The organism is Micromonospora sp. NPDC005257 (assembly GCF_042872445.1).
Lineage (GTDB): Bacteria > Actinomycetota > Actinomycetes > Mycobacteriales > Micromonosporaceae > Micromonospora.
In genome coordinates, this window is the sequence record NZ_JBIAKL010000004.1 from 296,536 (window position 1) to 316,088 (window position 19,553).

Annotated in this window: 18 protein-coding genes, 1 tRNA gene and 1 pseudogene; 15 read left to right on the forward strand and 5 right to left on the reverse strand. The window is 71.1% G+C overall.

Annotated features, from left to right (window positions below):
• Positions 1–78: 78 nt before the first annotated feature.
• Positions 79–552, forward strand: a complete 474-nt coding sequence (locus ACFYO8_RS11245) for a DUF4383 domain-containing protein (RefSeq protein ID WP_354864674.1) — start codon at positions 79–81, stop codon at positions 550–552.
• Here ACFYO8_RS11245 and ACFYO8_RS11250 read toward each other — a convergent pair whose 3' ends face one another.
• Positions 553–1,143 carry a TetR/AcrR family transcriptional regulator gene (locus ACFYO8_RS11250; protein ID WP_354864676.1) on the reverse strand — a complete coding sequence of 197 codons (591 nt, stop codon included), beginning with the start codon at positions 1,141–1,143 and terminating at the stop codon, positions 553–555.
• Positions 1,144–1,252: 109 nt separating this feature from the next.
• Here ACFYO8_RS11250 and ACFYO8_RS11255 point away from each other — a divergent pair, with 109 nt between their 5' ends.
• Positions 1,253–1,723 carry a nuclear transport factor 2 family protein gene (locus ACFYO8_RS11255; RefSeq protein ID WP_354864678.1) on the forward strand — a complete coding sequence of 157 codons (471 nt, stop codon included), beginning with the start codon at positions 1,253–1,255 and terminating at the stop codon, positions 1,721–1,723.
• 1 nt (position 1,724) lies between these two features.
• On the opposite strand, the gene ACFYO8_RS11260 is transcribed toward ACFYO8_RS11255, so the two are convergent.
• Complete coding sequence (locus tag ACFYO8_RS11260; protein ID WP_354864680.1) at positions 1,725–2,387, reverse strand: TetR/AcrR family transcriptional regulator; 663 nt, start codon at positions 2,385–2,387, stop codon at positions 1,725–1,727.
• Positions 2,388–2,557: 170 nt separating this feature from the next.
• On the opposite strand from ACFYO8_RS11260, the gene ACFYO8_RS11265 reads away from it, so the two are divergent.
• The 8 genes and pseudogenes from ACFYO8_RS11265 (at position 2,558) to ACFYO8_RS11300 (ending at position 10,103) form a co-directional block, all read left to right on the forward strand.
• Positions 2,558–2,628: transfer RNA gene (locus ACFYO8_RS11265), tRNA-Gln, on the forward strand.
• A 33-nt stretch (positions 2,629–2,661) separates the two neighbouring features.
• A pseudogene (glmU, locus tag ACFYO8_RS11270) lies at positions 2,662–4,227 on the forward strand (bifunctional UDP-N-acetylglucosamine diphosphorylase/glucosamine-1-phosphate N-acetyltransferase GlmU); the annotation flags it as partial.
• 54 nt (positions 4,228–4,281) lie between these two features.
• Positions 4,282–5,262 (forward strand): ribose-phosphate diphosphokinase, encoded by a 981-nt coding sequence (locus ACFYO8_RS11275; RefSeq protein WP_354864684.1) that lies wholly within the window; start codon positions 4,282–4,284, stop codon positions 5,260–5,262.
• Positions 5,263–5,545: 283 nt separating this feature from the next.
• Positions 5,546–6,241, forward strand: coding sequence for a 50S ribosomal protein L25/general stress protein Ctc (locus tag ACFYO8_RS11280; RefSeq protein ID WP_354864686.1), 696 nt, complete (start codon positions 5,546–5,548; stop codon positions 6,239–6,241).
• 92 nt (positions 6,242–6,333) lie between these two features.
• Entirely contained in the window at positions 6,334–6,924 is a 591-nt protein-coding gene (gene pth, locus ACFYO8_RS11285; protein WP_354864688.1) for an aminoacyl-tRNA hydrolase, read from the forward strand.
• Between the two features lie 53 nt (positions 6,925–6,977).
• Positions 6,978–7,811 carry an inositol monophosphatase family protein gene (locus tag ACFYO8_RS11290; protein ID WP_354864690.1) on the forward strand — a complete coding sequence of 278 codons (834 nt, stop codon included), beginning with the start codon at positions 6,978–6,980 and terminating at the stop codon, positions 7,809–7,811.
• Positions 7,812–7,890: 79 nt separating this feature from the next.
• Positions 7,891–8,802, forward strand: a complete 912-nt coding sequence (gene cysD, locus ACFYO8_RS11295; RefSeq protein WP_354864692.1) for a sulfate adenylyltransferase subunit CysD — start codon at positions 7,891–7,893, stop codon at positions 8,800–8,802.
• Positions 8,802–10,103 (forward strand): GTP-binding protein, encoded by a 1,302-nt coding sequence (locus ACFYO8_RS11300; RefSeq protein WP_354864694.1) that lies wholly within the window; start codon positions 8,802–8,804, stop codon positions 10,101–10,103. The genes cysD and ACFYO8_RS11300 overlap by 1 nt, the downstream gene beginning before the upstream one ends.
• A gap of 48 nt (positions 10,104–10,151) precedes the next feature.
• Here the strand turns inward: ACFYO8_RS11300 and galK are convergent, their stop codons facing one another.
• A complete protein-coding gene (gene galK / locus ACFYO8_RS11305; RefSeq protein ID WP_355093515.1) occupies positions 10,152–11,306 on the reverse strand; it encodes a galactokinase in 1,155 nt (384 codons plus the stop codon).
• Positions 11,303–12,289 (reverse strand): UDP-glucose 4-epimerase GalE, encoded by a 987-nt coding sequence (gene galE, locus ACFYO8_RS11310; protein WP_387187214.1) that lies wholly within the window; start codon positions 12,287–12,289, stop codon positions 11,303–11,305. Before galE ends, galK begins: the two co-directional genes overlap by 4 nt.
• A 177-nt stretch (positions 12,290–12,466) precedes the next feature.
• Here galE and ACFYO8_RS11315 point away from each other — a divergent pair, with 177 nt between their 5' ends.
• The 5 genes from ACFYO8_RS11315 to ACFYO8_RS11335 are packed head-to-tail and all read left to right on the forward strand — an operon-like array spanning position 12,467 to position 16,521.
• On the forward strand, positions 12,467–13,483 hold the full coding sequence (locus tag ACFYO8_RS11315; protein WP_354864698.1) for a hemolysin family protein: 1,017 nt from the start codon (positions 12,467–12,469) through the stop codon (positions 13,481–13,483).
• 33 nt (positions 13,484–13,516) lie between these two features.
• Positions 13,517–14,542, forward strand: a complete 1,026-nt coding sequence (gene trpS / locus ACFYO8_RS11320; RefSeq protein WP_354864700.1) for a tryptophan--tRNA ligase — start codon at positions 13,517–13,519, stop codon at positions 14,540–14,542.
• A 22-nt stretch (positions 14,543–14,564) separates the two neighbouring features.
• On the forward strand, positions 14,565–15,152 hold the full coding sequence (locus ACFYO8_RS11325; protein ID WP_387187217.1) for a 2'-5' RNA ligase family protein: 588 nt from the start codon (positions 14,565–14,567) through the stop codon (positions 15,150–15,152).
• A 56-nt stretch (positions 15,153–15,208) separates the two neighbouring features.
• Complete coding sequence (locus ACFYO8_RS11330) at positions 15,209–16,150, forward strand: YhjD/YihY/BrkB family envelope integrity protein (protein WP_354864702.1); 942 nt, start codon at positions 15,209–15,211, stop codon at positions 16,148–16,150.
• A complete protein-coding gene (locus ACFYO8_RS11335; protein ID WP_354864704.1) occupies positions 16,147–16,521 on the forward strand; it encodes a GntR family transcriptional regulator in 375 nt (124 codons plus the stop codon). Before ACFYO8_RS11330 ends, ACFYO8_RS11335 begins: the two co-directional genes overlap by 4 nt.
• A gap of 100 nt (positions 16,522–16,621) precedes the next feature.
• Here ACFYO8_RS11335 and ACFYO8_RS11340 read toward each other — a convergent pair whose 3' ends face one another.
• On the reverse strand, positions 16,622–19,543 hold the full coding sequence (locus ACFYO8_RS11340) for a hypothetical protein (protein WP_354864706.1): 2,922 nt from the start codon (positions 19,541–19,543) through the stop codon (positions 16,622–16,624).
• Positions 19,544–19,553: the final 10 nt, after the last annotated feature.

The window sequence follows — 19,553 nt, forward strand, 5'->3', positions numbered from 1 at the left end:
GCCTTCGGTGTTCTCCGGACGCGAGCGGACGACCCGGGCGACAATTGCCCCGAATCAGTCACAGGGCTGGAGGGCATCATGGCGCACTTCCCGGTGAACCACCCCGCACGGCCGCTCTACCGGGTGCTGTCCGGGCTCATCGGCCTCTACATCCTGGTCTTCGGCGTCTACGGCGTCTTCCTGACCTGGGGCGAAGGACTGTTCGGCCGGGACGGCGACTGGGTGCTCGGACTGCGCACCAACCTGGCCTTCTCGCTGGTCTCGGTGGTCTTCGGCGCGGTCCTGCTGGTCGGTGCGTCCCGCCGCAACAACCTCGGCCACTACATGAACCTCACCGCCGGCGTGGTCTTCCTGGTCACCGGCATCCTGATGATGTCGGTGCTGCAGACCCCGGCGAACTTCCTGAACTTCTCCATGTCGACGGTCATCGTGTCGCTGCTGTTCGGGCTGGTCCTGCTCGCCACCGGCCTCTACGACAAGGTCGGCACGGCCGAGCACGCCGAGGAGGAACGGCAGCGCCGCTACCACCCGGTCGCCGAGGGGCCTCGATGACTACCGCTGACCGTGGAGCGCGCGAAGCGCGTCGAGTGCGACAGCGGTGAGAACGCCGCGGCCGACACCGGCGCGGCCGAGCAACTCCATCCCGCGGGTGACGGCGACGAAGTAGACCGCGAGCGATTGCACGTTCGCTTCCTCCGGGAGATCCCCGTTCTCCCGCGCATGTTCCAGGCATTGCGCGTAGACCCCGGCGAGTTGTTCGATGCCGGCCTTGGTGACCGTCGAGAGCTCGTCGTCCTCGCCGGTCGACTCGACAAGCGCGCGCGTGGTGAGCGATACCCGCCGATCGCCGCTGCTGAACTCGATCGCCATGCGGAGCATGTGACCCCGAATTCGTTCCAGCGGCGAGGCGCCTTCGTGCCCGAGCGCTTCCGAGACGGCGCGCGTCGCCTCCTCCCGATCCTCGGACAGTGCCCGGAGGAACAGTTCCCGCTTCCCGCCGAACGCGTTGTACAGGCTCTGCTTGCCCAGACCGGTCGCCCGCACCAGGTCGTCAAGTGTCGCGGCGGCGAGGCCGTGCACGGCGAACACCTCGCCGGCGCTGCTCACGACATCGCTCTCCAGGAACTTGCGGGGGCGAGGCACGTGATCGAGCCTACTTTATTGACCATATGGTCAAAAACTTGCTGGCGTGGTGGGGCACGCATCGATGAGAACTGTTTCTCCAGCGGCACCACGATCAAGGACGGGCAGAATGAAGAGCAACGAAGAGATCGTTCGCGAGGCGTACCGGCTGGCGAAAGGGAGCGTCCTCGACGGGCGGGGTTTTCGCGCCCTGTTCACGGAGGACGGAACGTTCAACGACATGCCCAACTCGCTGACCTTCCGCGGGGACGAGATTCCGCAGGCAGTGACGGGCTACGCCGAGGTCTTTCCCGACGTCCACCGCGAGCTGCTCGACGTGCACGCACTCGGTGACGTCGTCGCCGTCGCACTGCGAATTCAGGGAAAGCACCTCGGCGGGTTCCCCACCCCGGTCGGCGAGATCCCGCCGACCGGCAACCGGATCGACGTGCCGACGGCCGACCTCTGGTATCTCCGTGACGGAAGAATCGAGCGGTTCGACTGCTACAACGCGGCGAACGTGCTGTTCGCCCAGATCGGGGCCGCCCCCGATTTCGCCTCGGCGATCGAGGCCGCCAGGACAGCCGCCACGGGGGCGTAGCTCAACTTCCGATCGGCCCCGGCTTCGACTCCAGGTGCGACAGCCCGTTCCAGGCCAGGTTCACCAGGTGCGCCGCCACCGCCTCCTTGCGTGGCTTGCGAACCTCCAGCCACCAGCGGCCGGTCAGCGCCACCATGCCCACCAGCGCCTGCGAGTAGAGCTCCGCCAGCTTCGGGTCGTACCCCCGGATGGAGAACTCGCCCGCCAGGATGTGCTCGACCTGGTGCGCCACGTCGTTCATCACGCTGCTGAAGTTGCCCGTCGCCGACATCAGCGGCGACTCCCGGACCAGCACCCGGAAGCCGCTGGTCTCCTCCTCGATGTACGTCAGCAACGTCAGCGCGGCCTGCTCCAGCAGCTCCCGCGGATTGCCCGCGGTCAGCGCCGTGGTGATCCGGTCCAGCAAGGCGCGGACCTCGCGGTCCACCACCACCGCATAGAGCCCTTCCTTGCCGCCGAAGTGCTCGTAGACCACCGGCTTGGAGACCTTGGCGCGCGCCGCCACCTCCTCGATCGAGGTCGCGTCGAAGCCGCGCTCGGCGAAGATCTGCCGGGAGATCGAGATCAACTGCTCGCGCCGCTGCGTCGCGGACATTCGCACCCGGGAGGGCTTGGCCGGCACGGGCCGCCGACGAGCGCGGTCGTTGCCGGGAACGTCGGTCACCCGTCCATCCTGCCAGGCGCGGCATGCCCGACCGTGCCCGTCGTGGGTGGAGCCCGTCTCCATTGGAGGATCGGGGGGATCATGAAGGGAATGAGCGATGAAGATCCACCTCGTGACCGGTAAGGTGTAGGCAGCCGGCGGGCGTAATACTATTTGCCCGTTTTCGACCGTCCCGGGTCGTCTAATGGCAGGACGTCAGGTTTTGGTCCTGATTATAGGGGTTCGAATCCTCTCCCGGGAGCTTCTGCTGTTTGCCCTCCCGCGGGTGGTTAGCATGACCGCGAGACTGTCACCGTCCCGACGGGAGAGCCACGTCGTGTCCCAGCCCCACCTCCGCACCGTTGTCGTGCTCGCCGCCGGTGAGGGCAAGCGGATGAAGTCGTCCCTGCCCAAGGTGCTGCACCCGCTGCTCGGCCGTACCCTGCTCGGTCACGTGCTGGCCGCCGCCGGCCCGCTCGGCGCGGACCGCACCGTGGTCGTGGTCGGCCACGGCGCCGACCGGGTGCGGGAGCACCTGACCGAGGTCGCCCCGGACGCCACCCCGGTGCTCCAGGAGCGGCAGCTCGGCACCGGGCACGCCGTCCGTATCGCGCTGGACGCGGTGCCGGACGCGACCGGCACCGTCGTGGTGATCAACGGGGACGTGCCGCTGCTGCGGCCGGAGACGGTCCAGGCGCTCGTGGAGGCGCACGAGGAGGCCGCCGCGGCGGCGACGGTGCTGGCCGCCGAGGTGCCGGACCCGACCGGCCTGGGCCGGATCGTGCGGGACGTGCAGGGGCGGCTGGAGCAGATCGTCGAGGAGCGCGACGCCACGCCCCAGCAGCGCGCGCTGCGGGAGATCAACGCGGGCATCTACGCGTTCGACGCGGCCCGGCTGCGGGAGGCGCTGGGCAAGCTCTCCACCGACAACGACCAGGGCGAGGAGTACCTCACCGACGTCTTCGCGCTGCTGCGCGACGCCGGGGAGCCGGTGGCTGTGCACTGCGCCGCCGACCACGTGGAGACGCTGGGCTGCAACGACCGGGTCGAGCTGGCCGCGCTGCGCCGGCTGTTGCGGGATCGGATCAACGAGGGCTGGATGCGTACCGGGGTCAGCATCCTCGACCCGCACACCACCTGGATCGACGTGACGGTGACAGTGGAACGCGACGCGGTGATCGACCAGAACACGCAACTCCAGGGCGCGACGGTGGTCGGCGAGGGCGCGCTGGTCGGCCCGGACACCACGCTCGTGGACACGGTGGTGGGCGCGGGCGCGAGCATCGTGCGCAGCCACGCGCACGGCGCCGAGGTGGGCCCCCAGGCGAGCGTCGGCCCGTACGCGTACCTGCGGCCGGAGTCGCGGCTGGGCCGCAAGGCGAAGGTCGGCACCTTCGTGGAGACCAAGAAGGCGACGATCGGTGACGGCTCGAAGGTGCCGCACCTGTCGTACGTGGGCGACGCGACGATCGGCGACCACAGCAACATCGGCGCGGCCACCGTCTTCGTCAACTACGACGGGGTACGCAAGCACCACACCACCATCGGCAGTCACGCCCGTACCGGAGCGGACAACATGTTCGTGGCGCCGGTGCGGGTGGGCGACGGCGCGTACACCGCCGCCGGTTCGGTGATCACCGGGGACGTGCCGCCGGGTGCGATGGCGGTGGCCCGTGGCCAGCAGCACAACGTGGAGGGCTGGGTGCTGCGCAAGCGGGCCGGTACGGAGGCCGCGGAGGCGGCGCGGCGGGCCGGTGAGGATGCGTCGGAGCCGGGCGGCGTCGCAAGCGAAGGTGACTGACTCCACGGGGATCGCCGGGCCGTGGGTGGATCGCTGAACCGGGGGCATACTGCAACCGAACATCCCCGGCCCACCGCCGCCGGGCACCACCGACATACGGGAGCAGACGGGCCCATGGGCAGCATCGTCGCCGAAAACCGCAAGAGCCTGATGCTCTTCTCCGGGAGGGGTTTTCCGGAGCTGGCCAAGGAGATCGGTGAGGTGCTCGGCGTCGCGCCGACGCCGGCCGACGCGTACGACTTCGCCAACGGCGAGATCTTCGTCCGGTACAAGGACTCGGTCCGTGGCTCGGACGCCTTCGTGGTGCAGTCCGTGACGCACGGCGTGAACACCTGGGTCATGGAGACCCTGATCATGGTCGACGCGCTGAAGCGCGGTTCGGCCAAGCGGATCACCGTGGTGCTTCCGTTCTACCCGTACGCGCGGCAGGACAAGAAGCACCGGGGCCGGGAGCCGATCTCGGCGCGGCTGATCGCCGACCTGCTGAAGACCGCCGGCGCGAACCGGATCCTGACCGTCGACCTGCACACCGCGCAGATCCAGGGCTTCTTCGACGGCCCGGTGGACCACCTGTTCGCGATGGACGTGCTGGCCGAGTACGTGGAGCACAAGTACGCGGGCCGGCCGATGACGGTGGTAGCGCCGGACTCGGGCCGGGTGCGCGTGGCGGAGCGCTGGACCGACCGGCTGGGCGGCTGCCCGCTGGCGTTCATCCACAAGACCCGCGACCCGCTCAAGCCGAACCAGGTGGTGGCGAACCGGGTGGTCGGTGAGGTCGAGGGCCGGGTGTGCCTGATCGTGGACGACATGATCGACACCGGTGGCACGATCACCAAGGCGGCGGAGATCCTCAAGGAGCAGGGCGCGGCGGAGATCGTGGTCGCCTCGACCCACGCGTTGCTGTCCGACCCGGCGACGGAGCGGCTGAAGAACAGCCCGATCAGCGAGGTCGTGGTGACGAACACGCTGCCGCTGCCGTCGGAGAAGCAGCTGGACAAGCTCACCGTGCTGTCGATCGCCCCGCTCCTGGCCCGGGCGATCCGGGAGGTCTTCGACGACGGGTCGGTGACCACCCTGTTCGGTGGCCTGAGCTGAGGAGTGCCGGTCCGGTCGCCGGTGTTCCGGCGGCCGGGCCGACGTGCTGCGGAGCAGGCTCCGCGGTGATATGGGGGACTGCCGGAGAGCCGGGAAATCCCTCGGGTAGACTGGTGCGGTTGCCACGGCGAGGGTGCCCGGCGGGCTGCTGACAAGCACCGCACGGAGGCGCCGTCATCGACGCGGTGCTCCGGGCGGTCGTTCATGACCCTAGCCCCAGCGAGCCCCTCGCCCAGCACCGCCAGACGACAAGCCGCCGCAGCGAAGCATCAGGAGTTTCCCCGTGTCCGAGGTAAAGATCAGCGCCGAGCCCCGTACCGAGTTCGGCAAGGGTGGTGCCCGTCGTACCCGCCGGGCCGGCATGGTGCCCGCCGTGCTGTACGGCCACGGCGAGAAGCCGCAGCACATCGCGCTGCCGGCGCGGGAGTTCGCCGCCGCGATCCGCAAGGGCGGCGCGAACCAGCTCTTCGCGATCGAGGTCAGCAACGGCGCCCAGGTGCTGGCGCTGCCGAAGGCGATCCAGCGTGACCCGATCAAGGACACCTTCGAGCACGTGGACCTGCTGCTGGTCCGCCGGGGCGAGAAGGTCACCGTCGAGGTGCCGGTCCAGCTGACCGGTGAGGCCGCGAAGGACACCCTGATCGTGCACGACCACGACACGCTGTCGGTGACCGCCGACGCGACCAAGGTGCCGGACCACCTGGAGGCGTCGATCGAGGGCGCCGAGCCGGGCACCACGATCACCGCCGCCGACGTCGAACTGCCGTCCGGCGTCGAGCTGGCCACCGACGAGGACACCGCTGTCGCCTCGGTGACCGCCGCTCCGACCGCCGAGCAGCTCGAGGCCACCCTCCCCGAGGTCGAGGAGGCCACCGAGGAGGCCGAGGCCGAGGCCGGCGAGGAGACCGCCGAGGGTGCCGAGGGCGCTCCGGCCGCCGAGGGCGAGGGGGCCCCGGCCGAGGCGAAGACCGAGGCCTGACCGGTCCGCAAGGCTGTGCGACAGGCGCCCCCGGTTTCCGGGGGCGCCTGTCGGCGTATCGGGACGGGCAGGCGAGCGGGAAGGGGCGTCGGGTGACGGACGAGACGGGACCGTGGCTGGTGGTCGGCCTGGGCAACCCCGGCCGGGAGTACGCGGGCAACAGGCACAACGTCGGGTTCATGGTGGCCGACCTGCTGGCGGCCCGGGTGGGCGCGAAGTTCGGGCGGCACAAGCGTGCGATGGCCGAGGCCGCCGAGGGGCGGCTGGGGTTCGGCGGTCCGAAGCTGGTGCTGCTCAAGCCGCTGACGTACATGAACCTCTCCGGCGGTCCGGTGGCCGGGCTGGCGCAGTTCCACAAGATCCCGCCGGCGCACGTGATCGCGGTGCACGACGAGTTGGACATCCCGTACGGGCAGGTGCGGGTGAAGTGCGGCGGCGGCGAGGGCGGGCACAACGGTCTGCGCTCGATGTCGAAGTCGCTCGGCACCAAGGACTACGTGCGGGTGCGGTTCGGCATCGGCCGGCCGCCGGGCCGGCAGGACCCGGCTGACTACGTACTCTCGGATTTCTCCCCGTCGGAGCGCAAGGAGCTGGAGTTCCTGGTGGACCGCGCGGCGGACGTGGTGGAGTCGGTGGTCGTCAAGGGCGTCGAGCCGACGCAGAACCTGTACCACGGGGGTTGACCGGCGGCCGGTAGTCTGCGCCTCGGTAGCGAAGGGCGGGCGACGGGAGCATCATGGGCAGTCCTCCGATGATCGACGGCGGGTTCGCCCGGTGGCTGGCGTCCCGGGCCGGTCAGGCGCTGACGGCGTTGCGCGCGGAGATGGGCTTCGCCGACGCGGGCGCGCTCCGGTCGGCCGGGGACAAGGTGTCGCACGACCTGATCCGGACCGAGCTGGCGAAGTGGCGGCCGGCGGACGCGGTGCTGTCCGAGGAGGACGAGGGCTCGCGGCTGGCCTGGACGGCCGAGGTGACCGGCGCGGCGCTGTCGCGCCTGAACGCGGACCGCGTCTGGATCATCGACCCGCTGGACGGCACCCGGGAGTACGCGGAGGAGGGGCGCGCGGACTGGGCGGTGCACGTGGCGCTCTGGTCGCGTAACGCGTCGGCGCCGCACGGTCTGGTGGCGGGCGCGGTGGCCCTGCCGGCCCAGCACCGGGTGCTCGGCACGGACCACCCGCCGGCGTACCCGCCGATGACAGTGGAGGCGGCTATCGGTGGCGGCGCGCGGGTCATCCGGTTGGCGGCCAGCCGTAGCCGTCCGCCGGTTTTCCTGACCGACCTGGCAGAGGACGTCGGCGCTCATCTGGTTCCGATGGGCTCGGCGGGCGCGAAGATCGCCGCCGTGGTCACCGGCGAGGTCGACGCGTACATCCACGCCGGCGGTCAGTACGAGTGGGATTCGGCCGCTCCGGTCGCTGTGGCGACGGCCACCGGTCTGCATGCTTCCCGGATCGACGGTTCTGCGCTGAAATACAACGGGGCCGACCCGCGCCTACCGGATCTGCTGGTCTGCCGCAAGGATCTCGCGAGTCGGTTGCTTGCAGCGTTGCAGCGGCATTCCGGGTAACCTGAGCGTTCTTCCTCACGACTCCGACCTGAAAGGTCTGGAATCCGATGTACGGATCTGAGCGAATCGAGTTCGCTTCATGACGTCCCCTGCCGCGTACCAGGTGTCGCACCTCGACGCGCTCGAGGCGGAGAGCATCTTCGTGATGCGCGAGGTCGTCGCCGAGATGGAACGGCCGGTGCTGCTGTTCTCCGGCGGCAAGGATTCGATCGTGATGCTCCGGTTGGCCCAGAAGGCGTTCGCGCCGGCCAACATCCCCTTCCCGGTGATGCACGTGGACACCGGGCACAACTTCCCCGAGGTGCTCGACTACCGCGACCGGCGGGTGGTCGAGCTGGGCCTGCAGCTCATCGTGGCGAGTGTGCCGGAGGCGCTGAACAAGGGCCTGGTCCGCGAGTCCGCCGACGGCATGCGCAACCGGATCCAGACGCCGGTGCTGCTGGAAGCGGTGGAGAAGCACCGCTTCGACGCGCTGTTCGGCGGCGCCCGGCGCGACGAGGAGAAGGCGCGAGCCAAGGAGCGGGTGTTCAGCTTCCGCGACGAGTTCGGCCAGTGGGATCCGAAGAACCAGCGTCCGGAGCTGTGGGCGCTCTACAACGGCCGGCACCACCCGGGCGAGTCGATCCGGGTGTTCCCGCTGTCGAACTGGACCGAGCTGGACGTCTGGCACTACATCGCGCGGGAGCGGATCCCGCTGCCGTCGATCTACTACTCGCACGAGCGCGAGGTGATCGAGCGCGACGGCATGCTCTACGCGGTGAACGAGTTCTTCCGGGCCCGCGCCGGTGAGCAGTTGTTCACCGCCCAGGTGCGGTACCGGACCGTGGGTGACGCCTCCTGCACCGCGGCGGTCCGCTCGGACGCCGACACGGTGGAGAAGGTGATCGAGGAGGTGGCCGCCACGCGGATCACCGAGCGCGGCGCGACCCGCGGCGACGACCGGGTCAGCGAGGCCGCCATGGAGGACCGCAAGCGAGAGGGCTACTTCTGATGAGCGTCGAGACCCTGGCCCCGGCCGAGAGCGAGACCGCCCGGCCGATGGACCTGCTGCGGTTCGCCACCGCGGGCAGCGTCGACGACGGCAAGTCCACGCTGATCGGCCGTCTGCTCTACGACACCAAGTCGCTGTTCAGCGACCAGCTCGCCGCCGTCGAGGCGGTCAGCGCGGCCCGGGGCGACGAGTACACCAACCTGGCGCTGCTGACCGACGGCCTGCGTGCCGAGCGGGAGCAGGGCATCACCATCGACGTGGCGTACCGCTACTTCGCGACGCCGCGGCGGAAGTTCATCATCGCCGACACCCCGGGGCACATCCAGTACACCCGGAACATGGTCACCGGCGCCTCCACCGCCGACCTGGCGCTGATCCTGGTGGACGCGCGCAAGGGCCTGGTGGAGCAGTCCCGCCGGCACGCGTTCCTCTGCTCGCTGCTGCGGGTGCCGCACCTGGTCCTGTGCGTGAACAAGATGGACCTGGTGGACTGGTCGCAGGGGGTCTACGAGCGGATCGCGGACGAGTTCACCGCGTTCGCCGCGAAGCTCGACGTGCCGGACCTGACGGTGGTGCCGGTCTCCGCGCTCCAGGGCGACAACATCGTCACCCGCTCGGAGAACATGCCCTGGTACGAGGGCCCGTCGCTGCTGCACCACCTGGAGCGGGTGCACATCGCCTCCGACCGCAACCTGGTCGACGTGCGGTTCCCGGTGCAGTACGTGATCCGGCCGCAGTCCACCACCGTGACCGACTACCGGGGTTACGCCGGTCAGGTGGCCTCGGGCGTGCTCAAGCCCGGTGACGAGGTGATGGTGCTGCCGTCCGGCTTCACCAGCCGGATCGCCGCGGTGGAGACCGCCGACGGCCCGGTGGACGAGGCGTTCCCGCCGATGTCGGTGACGGTCCGGCTGACCGACGAGCTGGACATCTCCCGCGGCGACATGATCTGCCGGCCGAACAACGCCCCCACGCCGGTGCAGGACATCGAGGCGATGATCTGCTGGATGGACGAGACCCGGCCGTTGCAGGTCGGCGGCCGGTACGCGATCAAGCACACGACCCGTTCGGCGCGGGCGATCGTGCGCGGGCTGCACTACCGGCTGGACATCAACTCGCTGCACCGCGACGAGACGGCCGGTGAGCTGAAGCTCAACGAGATCGGCCGGGTCCGGCTGCGGACCACGGTTCCGCTGCTCGCCGACGAGTACCGGCGCAACCGCACCACCGGCGGCTTTGTGATCATCGACGAGTCGACGAACCGTACCGTCGGCGCCGGCATGATCGTCGATGCCGGCTGACGCACGCGACGAGAAGGCCCCCGGCGCGACGCCGGGGGCCTTTCGCGTTCAGTCCAGGCGGGTGACGCCGCCGGCCGGGAGGACGGTCAGCGTTCCGGGGGCGGTGAAGCCGCGCTCGGCGTACGCGGCGGCCACGGCGGCGGCCACCGCCTTGGCGGCGTCCGCGTCGACCAGCGCGAGCACGCAGCCGCCGAAGCCACCACCGGTCATCCGCGCGCCGTGCGCCCCGGCGCTCAGCGCCGCCTCGACCGCCGTGTCGATCTCCGGCACGGTGATCTCGAAGTCGTCGCGCATGGAAGCGTGCGAGGCGGTCAGCAGCGGGCCGGTGTCGCGGACCCGGCCGGCGCGCAGCAGCGCTACCGTGTCGAGCACCCGCTGGTTCTCGGTCACCACGTGCCGGACCCGGCGGCGGGTCTCGTCGTCGTCGAGGCGGGCCAGCGCGTTGTCGAGGTCCGCCACCGAGACGTCGCGCAGCGCGGTCACTCCGAGCGTCGCGGCGGCCCGCTCGCAGCTCTTGCGCCGGGCGGCGTACTCGCCGTCGGCGTGCCGGTGCGGCGCCCGGCTGTCGATCACCAGCACGGCCAGCCCGGCGTCGTCCAGGTCGAACGGGATCTGTTCGATCTCCTCGGTGCGGCAGTCGAGGAACAGGGCGTGCCCGGCCCGGCCGCGGATCACCGCGGACTGGTCCATGATCCCGGTGGGCGCGCCGACGTAGTCGTTCTCGGCCCGCTGGGCGAGCCGGGGCCACCGCCCGGCGGGCAGGTCGAGCCCGCCGAGGTCGACCAGGGCGGCCAGCACCGCCGACTCGATCGCGGCCGAGGAGGAGAGCCCGGAGCCGACCGGCACGTCGGAGGCGACGGCGAGCCGCGCGCCCGGCACGTCGTGGCCGTCGGCGCGCAGCGCCCACACCACCCCGGCCACGTAGGCGGCCCACCCGTCGACCCGGCCGGGCTCGTCGGCCTCCGCCGCGCCGAACTCGACCGGCTGCTCGTCCAGCTCCGACCAGACGGTCCAGCGGCCGTCGGGGGCGGGCGCGGCGGCGACGACGGTACGCAGCGGCAGCGCGAAGGGCAGCACGAAGCCGTCGTTGTAGTCGGTGTGCTCGCCGATCAGGTTGACCCGCCCGGGAGCCGCCCAGCGGCCCGCCGGCTCGGCGCCGTACCGCTGCCGGAAGCCCGCTGTGGCGCGGTCGGCGACGTTCATGAAAGCTGTCCCGCGACGTGCTCGCGGTAGAACGCCCAGGCGTCACCGACCATGTCGTGCAGGGTCGGCTTGGCCGGCGTCCAGCCCAGCTCGTCGCGGGCGAGCGCGGAGGACGCGACCAGCTCGGCCGGGTCGCCCTCGCGGCGGGGGGCCACCTCGACCGGCACCGGGTGCCCGGTGACCTCACGGACCACGTCGACCACCTGCCGGTTGGTGAAGCCGTTGCCGTTGCCCAGGTTGTAGATCCGGTGCCGGCCCGGGGTGGCCGCGTCGAGCGCGAGCAGGTGGGCGCGGGCCAGGTCCTCGACGTGGATGTAGTCGCGGACGCAGGTGCCGTCGACGGTGGGGTAGTCGTCGCCGAAGAGCTGGAGCTTCTCCCGCCGCCCGGCGGCCACGTCGAGCGCGATCGGGATGAGGTGCGTCTCCGGGTCGTGCCGTTCGCCGATGGCCAGCCCGTCGCGCAGGTACGCCCCGGCGACGTTGAAGTAGCGCAGTGAGACGGCGGCCAGGTCGTGCGCGATCGCCTCGGAGGTGAGCGCCATGTCGACGGCCAGCTTGGTCGCGCCGTAGGTGCTGGTGGGGGCCTTGACGGCGGTCTCCGGGATGGGCAGCTCGGTGGGGTTGCCGTAGACGGCGGCGGTGGAGGAGAAGACCATCCGGGGCACCCGGGCGGCGCGGACCGCGTCGATGAGCGCGATCGAGCCGACCGTGTTGTTGTGCCAGTACAACTCGGGGCGGATCATCGACTCGCCGGCGGCGATCAGGGCGGCGAAGTGCAGCACGCCGTCGAATCCGGCGTCGGCTGTGAGCACCCGGGCGGCCTCGTGCACCGGCAGGTCGACGTGGGTGGCGTCGGGGGCGAGGGCCTCCCGGTGACCGGTGCGCAGGTCGTCCAGCACGGTCACCTGGTGTCCGTGGTCGAGCAGCATCCGGGTCACCACGCTGCCGATGTAGCCGGCGCCGCCGGTGACGAGCAGTTTCACGTCGGTCCTCCTGCCTGGGCCGCGTCCCGCGGCGGCCGTCCCGCGCTCACCCTACGGCCGGGGGCCGGGTCGCGGCTGCCATGTTGTACGCGCCGCCATTCCATCATAATCCTTCATGATTGAACAGATCCGAACATTTGCCTGAGCGTACGGTGACCGCTGTCTACCATCCTTCTCATGCGGGAGGGTGGTGGTCCCGGGCCCCGGCGGCGACCGCCGGGGCGGCCCCGACGCGAACCCGGCCCGGTGGCCCGTACCGTCGCCCGCCTCGTGGTGCGCGGTGCCGACGGCGCCACCCGCCTGGTCACCGCCCTGCTCGGGGCCAGCCCCACGGCCGGGCGGGAACGGATCAGCGAGGCCGAACTGCGTGACCTGGTCGCGGCGAACACACTGCTCGACCCGGACGAACGGCGGATCATCGACGAGGTGCTGGTGGCCGGCGCCCGCCTCGTCCGCGAGGTGATGGTGCCCCGCACCGAGGTGGTCTTCCTCGGCGCGGCGCTGCCGTTGGCGCAGGCGCAACGGCTGGTCCGCGCCGATCCGCACACCCGCTACCCGGTGGTCGACGGCACCCACGACGACGTGGTCGGCCTGGTGCGCCTGCACGACGTGCTGCTGCGCCCGGAACCGGACCGGCCGCTGCTCGTCGGCGACCTGATCCGGGAGGTGAAGCGCCTGCCGGACAGCAAGCGCGTGCTCGCGGCGCTCACCGAGATGCGCCGGGAGGGCCACCACCTGGCCGTGGTCGTCGACGAGTACGGCGGCACCGCCGGCATCGTCACCTGCGAGGACCTGGTGGAGGAACTGGTCGGGGAGATCCGCGACGACGAGCACGGCCCGCTCGAACCGGAACCCGCCGGCCTGCCCGCAGTCGTCGAGGGCCGGCTGAACCTGACCGACTTCGCCGAGCGCACCGGCGTGCCGCTGCCCGCCGGGCCGTACGAGACGGTGGGCGGGTACGTGATGGCCGCGCTGGGCCGGCTGCCGGTAGCCGGCGACGAGGTGCCGGTGGCGGTCGACCCGGCCACCGGATCGGTGGCGGCCGATCCGGCGGGCTGGCTGCTGCGGGTGCTCACCCTCGACGGCCGGCGGGTGTCCCGCCTGGCGGTCTCCGCCGCGCGGCTGCCCGAGCCCCGACGCGAGCGCAACGGCCCGCTTCCGTCCGTACCCGTCCGATCCACCGGCCCGTCATGACGGACGCCGGGGCTTGCTGACAGAATTGCCGCCATGTCCGACGTACCCGCCCGCCCGCGCGTCTTCTCCGGCATCCAGCCGACGGCCGACTCGTTCCACCTCGGCAACTACCTGGGCGCGTTGCGGCACTGGGTGGCGTTGCAGGACAGCCACGACGCCTACTACTGCGTGGTCGACCTGCACGCGATCACCGCCGGGCACGACCCGTCGGTGCTCAAGCGCCGCAGCCGGGTGGCCGCCGCGCAGTTGTTCGCGCTCGGCCTGGACCCGGAGCGCAGCACGCTGTTCGTGCAGTCGCAGGTGCCCGAGCACTCCCAACTGGCCTGGGTGCTCGGCTGCATCACCGGGTTCGGCGAGGCCGGCCGGATGACCCAGTTCAAGGACAAGTCGCAGAAGCAGGGCAGCGAGCGGGCGAGCGTCGGCCTGTTCACGTACCCGATCCTCCAGGCCGCCGACATCCTGCTCTACCAGGCGAACGCGGTGCCGGTCGGCGAGGACCAGCGGCAGCACCTGGAACTCTCCCGTGACCTGGCGCAACGGTTCAACTCGCTGTTCGGCAGCACCTTCACGGTGCCCGCCCCGCACATCGTGAAGGACACCGCCAAGATCACCGACCTGCAGGACCCGACGGCCAAGATGTCGAAGTCGTCGTCCTCCCCGGCCGGCATCATCGACCTGCTGGAGGACCCGGCCCGCTCGGCCAAGAAGATCCGCTCGGCGGTCACCGACACCGGCCGTGAGATCGTCTTCGACGCCGAGGGCAAGCCGGGGATCACCAACCTGCTCACCATCTACTCCGCGCTGTCCGGCCGCTCCATCGACGACCTGGTCGCCGCGTACGACGGCAAGGGCTACGGCGACCTCAAGAAGGACCTCGCCGAGGTGGTGCGGGAGTTCGTCACGCCGATCCAGGAACGCACGAACGCCTACCTGAACGACCCGGCCCAGCTCGACAAGCTGCTGGCGCAGGGCGCGGAGAAGGCCCGCGCGGTGGCCGCCGGGACGCTGCGGAACGCGTACGAGCGGGTCGGTTTCTTCCCGCCGGTGCGGTTCGAGTAACGGCCCGGACGGACGGAGACGGGTGACGCAGCCGGTGGCCGGAGGGGTGGCGCGCGACGTGGCGGGCAGTGACACGGCGCCGGGCGGCGCGGACACGATCCAGATCGGGATCGCTGTCGACGTCCCCGAGCCCTGGGGCGGGATGCTCACCCGCCGCCGGGTCGAGGCCGGCGACCCGCTCGCCGTCCCCGCGCACGTCACCCTCCTCGGACCCACCGAGATCCCGGTACGCGCGCTGCCCGCCGTCGAGGAGCACCTGGCCGGGGTCGCCGCCACACACCTGCCGTTCACGCTGCACCTGCGCGGCACCGGCACGTTCCGCCCGGTCACCCAGGTGGTCTTCGTGGCGGTTGCGGCCGGGATCAGCGAGTGCGAACTGCTCGCCGCCGCCATCAACTCGGCCCCCGAGCTGCGGCGCGAGCTGCGCTTCCCGTACCACCCGCACGTCACCGTGGCGCAGGACGTGCCGCCCGAGGTGCTCGACAAGGCGTACGAGGACCTGGCCGACTTCTCCGCGTTGTTCCAGGTGGAGGCGTTCACGTTGTTCTCGCACAGCGGCGCGACCCGGTGGCAGCCCCGCCGCGACTTCCGGCTCGGCGGCCGGAGCTGAACATCCGACCGGCCGGGGCCCCTCCACCACGGGCGGAGATCGGCGAGGATGACGGGGTGAACGTCTTCGGCCGGATCGAGGCGGCGGTGGGGCGCCGCATCGACGCGGCCCGGGGCCGATCGTCGGCCTTCGACCACGTCTGGCGGGCCGGGACGCTCTACGCCGACCTGCTCGCCGGGCGGCTCGCCGCCGCCATCGCGTACTACGGCTTCTTCGCCGTGTTCGCGCTCGCGCTCGTCGCGTACTGGGTCTTCGGCGCCGTGCTGCGCGACAACGAGGAGGTCAGCCGCGCGGCGGCCGACTTCCTCGACGAGAACCTGCCCTTCCTCGACCCGGCGCTGATCGCGGAGAGCAGCAACACCGTCGGCGTGGTCGGCCTGGTCATCCTGGTCTTCACCGGCATCGCCTGGGTGGAGGCGATCCGTTCCTCGCAGCGGCTGATGTACGGCTTCAACCAGCAGCCGGGCAACCTGGTGGTGCGGCGCCTGGTCGACCTGGGCGTGCTGGTCGCCGTCTTCGTGCTGCTGTTCGTCTCGGTCGCCGCCGTGGACGCGCTGGAGTCGCTGCTGCGCTTCCTGCTGCGCAGCACCGGCTCGGTGGGCCTGACCACGATCAGCGCGGTGCTGAGCGTGCTCGTCAACGCCGTGCTCGCCGCCGCGCTGCTGCTGGCCGTGCCCCGGCTGCGGATGAGCCGCCGCCGGCTGCGCCCGGCGGTGCTCGCCGTCGCGATCGGGATCACCCTGCTCAACACCGTGGGGCGCTACTACGTGGTACGCACCGAGCGGAACCCCGCGTACACGGTGGTGGCCACCGCCGTGGGCCTGCTGCTCTACCTCTACCTGCTCAACCAGCTGGTGCTCTTCGGCGCGGCGCTCGCCGCCACCAGCCCGTACGGCCGGGTGGTGGACATGGCCGAGGGCGGCGCCCGGGAGGTGGACGTGGAGGCGGACGTGCTCGACGAGGAGACCGAACCGGGCACGCCGGGAGGGGCGGGATGAGCGCACTGATCCGGATCGACGCCGAGTCGGCGGTGCCGCCGTACGAGCAGGTGCGGGCGCAGTTCGCGGCGCGCATCGGCGACGGGCGGCTGCCGGTGGGCACCCGGCTCCCGGCGGTGCGGCAGCTCGCCGTCGACCTGGGGCTGGCGGTGAACACGGTGGCGCGGGCGTACCGGGAGTTGGAGGGCGCCGGGCTGGTCGAGACGCGCGGGCGGCACGGCACAGTGGTCGCCCCCGGCCGGGACGACGCCACCGACCGGCTGCACCGGGCCGCGGCCGGGTACGCCGCCGAGGCGCGTCGCCTGGGCGTTCCCCGCCGGACGGCTCTCACCCTGGTGCGGGCCGCCCTCGACGCCGACGGACAGGACTGAGCCGAGGACGGGGAAGCGCCCCTCACCGCCGTCTCAGACGGCGAGGGACGCTTCCTGACGTTCTACAGGTCGCACGGCCGGGCGGGTACCCGGCGGGTTCCTAGTAGGGGTCCTTGCAATTGTGCCCGGTGCGGTTGTAGATCGGGATGAACGCCATGGCGTCCCAGGCGATGTCGACGTTACCGGTGGCGTTCGACGGGCCCGAGTTGTTCAGCAGCACCTGGGATCCCCGACCGAGGTTGTAGGCGCCCAGGTAGACCCACTTGTCGTGGCCGTTCACGCCGGGCATGCCCGTGCCCTGGTCCAGCTCGCAGTAGTACTCGCTGCCGTCGTTGCCGCCGCGGATGACGTACTCCGCGGGCTTGTATTCGCCGCCGTGGCTCGGCAGGTGCGCGACGACGTCGAAACGCATCCGTTCCCCGGGTTGCAGGTCGAGGTTGGGCGTCCAGGCGCCGACGAGGTGGTGTTTGGGGTTGGGGCTGCCGTTGACCGTCGGGTATACGTGGCTGAACCACATGTGTCCCTGATAGCCGGCGCCGAGCTGGTGCAGGTCGATGTCGGCGTAGAGGGCGTTCGTGCTGCCTGTGGGGTAGCCGGCCCGGATGGTGAACTTCCCGTCGTTCGGATCGCTCGTGCAGCCCATGGCGTACTGCGACGAGTCGATCGTCGTGTACACGACGCTGGTTCTGCGGGTGGCGTCCTTGTCCGGGTCGGAGTTGCCGGTGAAGACCGAGCAGTCCCGGTCGTAGACCCGCTGCACCCCGGGCTCGGCCGACGACGAGCCGTACGTCAGCTTCTCCTTGGCGCACTGCCCGCCCGGGCAGTTGGCGAACGTCGCGTTGCCGTGCCACCAACATGCCTCACTGTCGGCCGGGCACGGGCTCGCCACGTTCGGGGTGCAGCTGTTGATGCTCGGTGAGCAGAACGTGTAGATCCCCGGCAGCGACAGCACCTTGGTGAAGCGGCTCGGGTAGTTCGGCGAGTTGGCTCCGTACGTCGGCTGGGAGTAGGCCTCGGTGGCGATCGGGAAGCCCTTGAGCTGGGGCGTCTCGATCCACCCCATGATCCGTTCCGGGTACGACCAGTGGTTCGGCGTCTCCGCGTCCGCGTAGGTGTCCCGCAGGAACCCCGACCGGGCCGGATCGTAGGAGGGGTTGGCCGGGTTGTTCAGCCATCCGATGCCCCACCGGCCGTTGTGGCCGCCCGCCTCGCTGCTGGGGTGGAAACCGCTGTTGTACGCCCAGACGGCCAGGAACCAGTTCTCGATCCAGCTCGGGTCGTTGTTGTTGAGCGTGCTGCGGCCGAGCGGCTCGTTGTAGATCTGGTTCCACTTCTCGATCAGGATGTTGAGCCCGGCAGCGATGTTCGCCGCGTAGTCGACAGCGATGGCGACCTGCTGGTTGCGGGTGTAGACGGTGTCACCGACGCTCATGCCGGTGGTGACCTGACCGACGCCGTACCCGCAGTCCGCCTTCGGGTAGTTGATGATGTCGATGCTGGCGCCCGCGTTGCCGTAGTAGTCGGCGATCAGCGGGTTGCCGAGGTCGCCGGGCACCGCGTGCCACGAGGCCTGCGACAGGTTGGTCTCCTGGGCCAGGATGCCCAGCATGAGCTGCGCGGGCACCTCGCCGCCGCCGGCCACCGCACGACGCGGGAACAGGCCCTGCGGGCTGTAGGCCGGTAGACCCGACTTCAGATAGTTGTCGGGCCGGGACGTGGTCAGGGTGCCGTGCACGGCCCGGTCCACCGCCCATTCGACCATGTTGGCGCTCGGTTGCTGCGCCTGCACCTTGGGGTCGTTACGGCGTACCGCGCATTTCGGGTTCGAGATGTTCGGATCCACCGCCAGGGTGCCCACCGTCGGCGCGGCAGCCGTGCGGGTCGGTAGCGCGTCCAGCCGGGGTGCGTTCCGGGCCGTGTCGAAGGTGGCTGTCGACTGGCGGCCGGTGGCGGTGGCCTCCACCGACACCCGGACCCGTCCCGCGTCCGCCGGGTCCGCCGGCAGCAACGGGTCGCGTACGGACTTCTCGGCCTGTGCGGTGCCGATCTCCCGGACCAGCAGATGCCCCTGCCCGGAGGCGGCGCGGACCCGGTGGTCCGAGCGGATCACGGACAGTTCGGGCAGGGCCCGGCCGGGGGCCGGTGCGGTGCCGATCAGCGTGTTCTGCCCGCCGAGCCGCCCCATCAGCTGGAGGTGGCCCCGCTCGCCGGTCGTCACGGTCCTCATCCGGCCGTCCTGGTAGCGCTGCGCCACGGCCCGTTCGCCGACGACGGCGACGAGGTCGATCCCGCTTCGTGCGGTGGCTCGCAGTGCGGAGACCGGCCCGGCCGGCCGGGCCTTCTCGGTCAGTTCCCCGGCGGCGCCGACCTTCACCAGCCGGCCCCGGGCGACGCCGTAGTCACCGTCGGCCGCCGGTGCCGGCGTGGTCAACTGGGCCGCGATCCGCCGGGTCTGGGTGACCCGGTGCGCGGCCGCGTCCACGGTGAGCAGATCGGTCTGCTGCATGTCCTCGCCGACCGCCCGGGTGAGCAACACGCGGTCGTCCGGCCCGCATGCCGGGTTGAAGTACGCCAGTTGCAGTCCGGTCGCCACTCTGGTCGCCTTGCCGGTGGCGATGTCCACCACCGCGGCTATTCCTCCGCCCCGCACCAGTGTCGGTTTGTTCGCGGCCATCTTCGGAGCGAAGACGGCCACCGCGTAACGGCCGGAACCGGTCACGCAGGTTTCACCCATCCACGGGCCCACGTCCAGCGCCGAGGCGGAGAGGGTGGCCAGGGTGGACCAGGCGAAGGCGTCCCGCTCCCGCGCCACGTAGAGATGGAAGCCGTTGCTGTCTCCCGCTCCGGTGACCACGACGTCCGAGGAGGTCGACCAGCCGTCGCCGAGCGCCGCATCCGGGTCCTGAACGGCGGACGGGGCGTGCGCCGGCGTACCACCGGGCCGGCTGCTCGCGGTCGCCGGTGTCGTGCCGGCCCCGCCGGCGAGTGTGACGAGCGTCGCTAAGGCGACGCATCTTTTCATACCGCTTCTC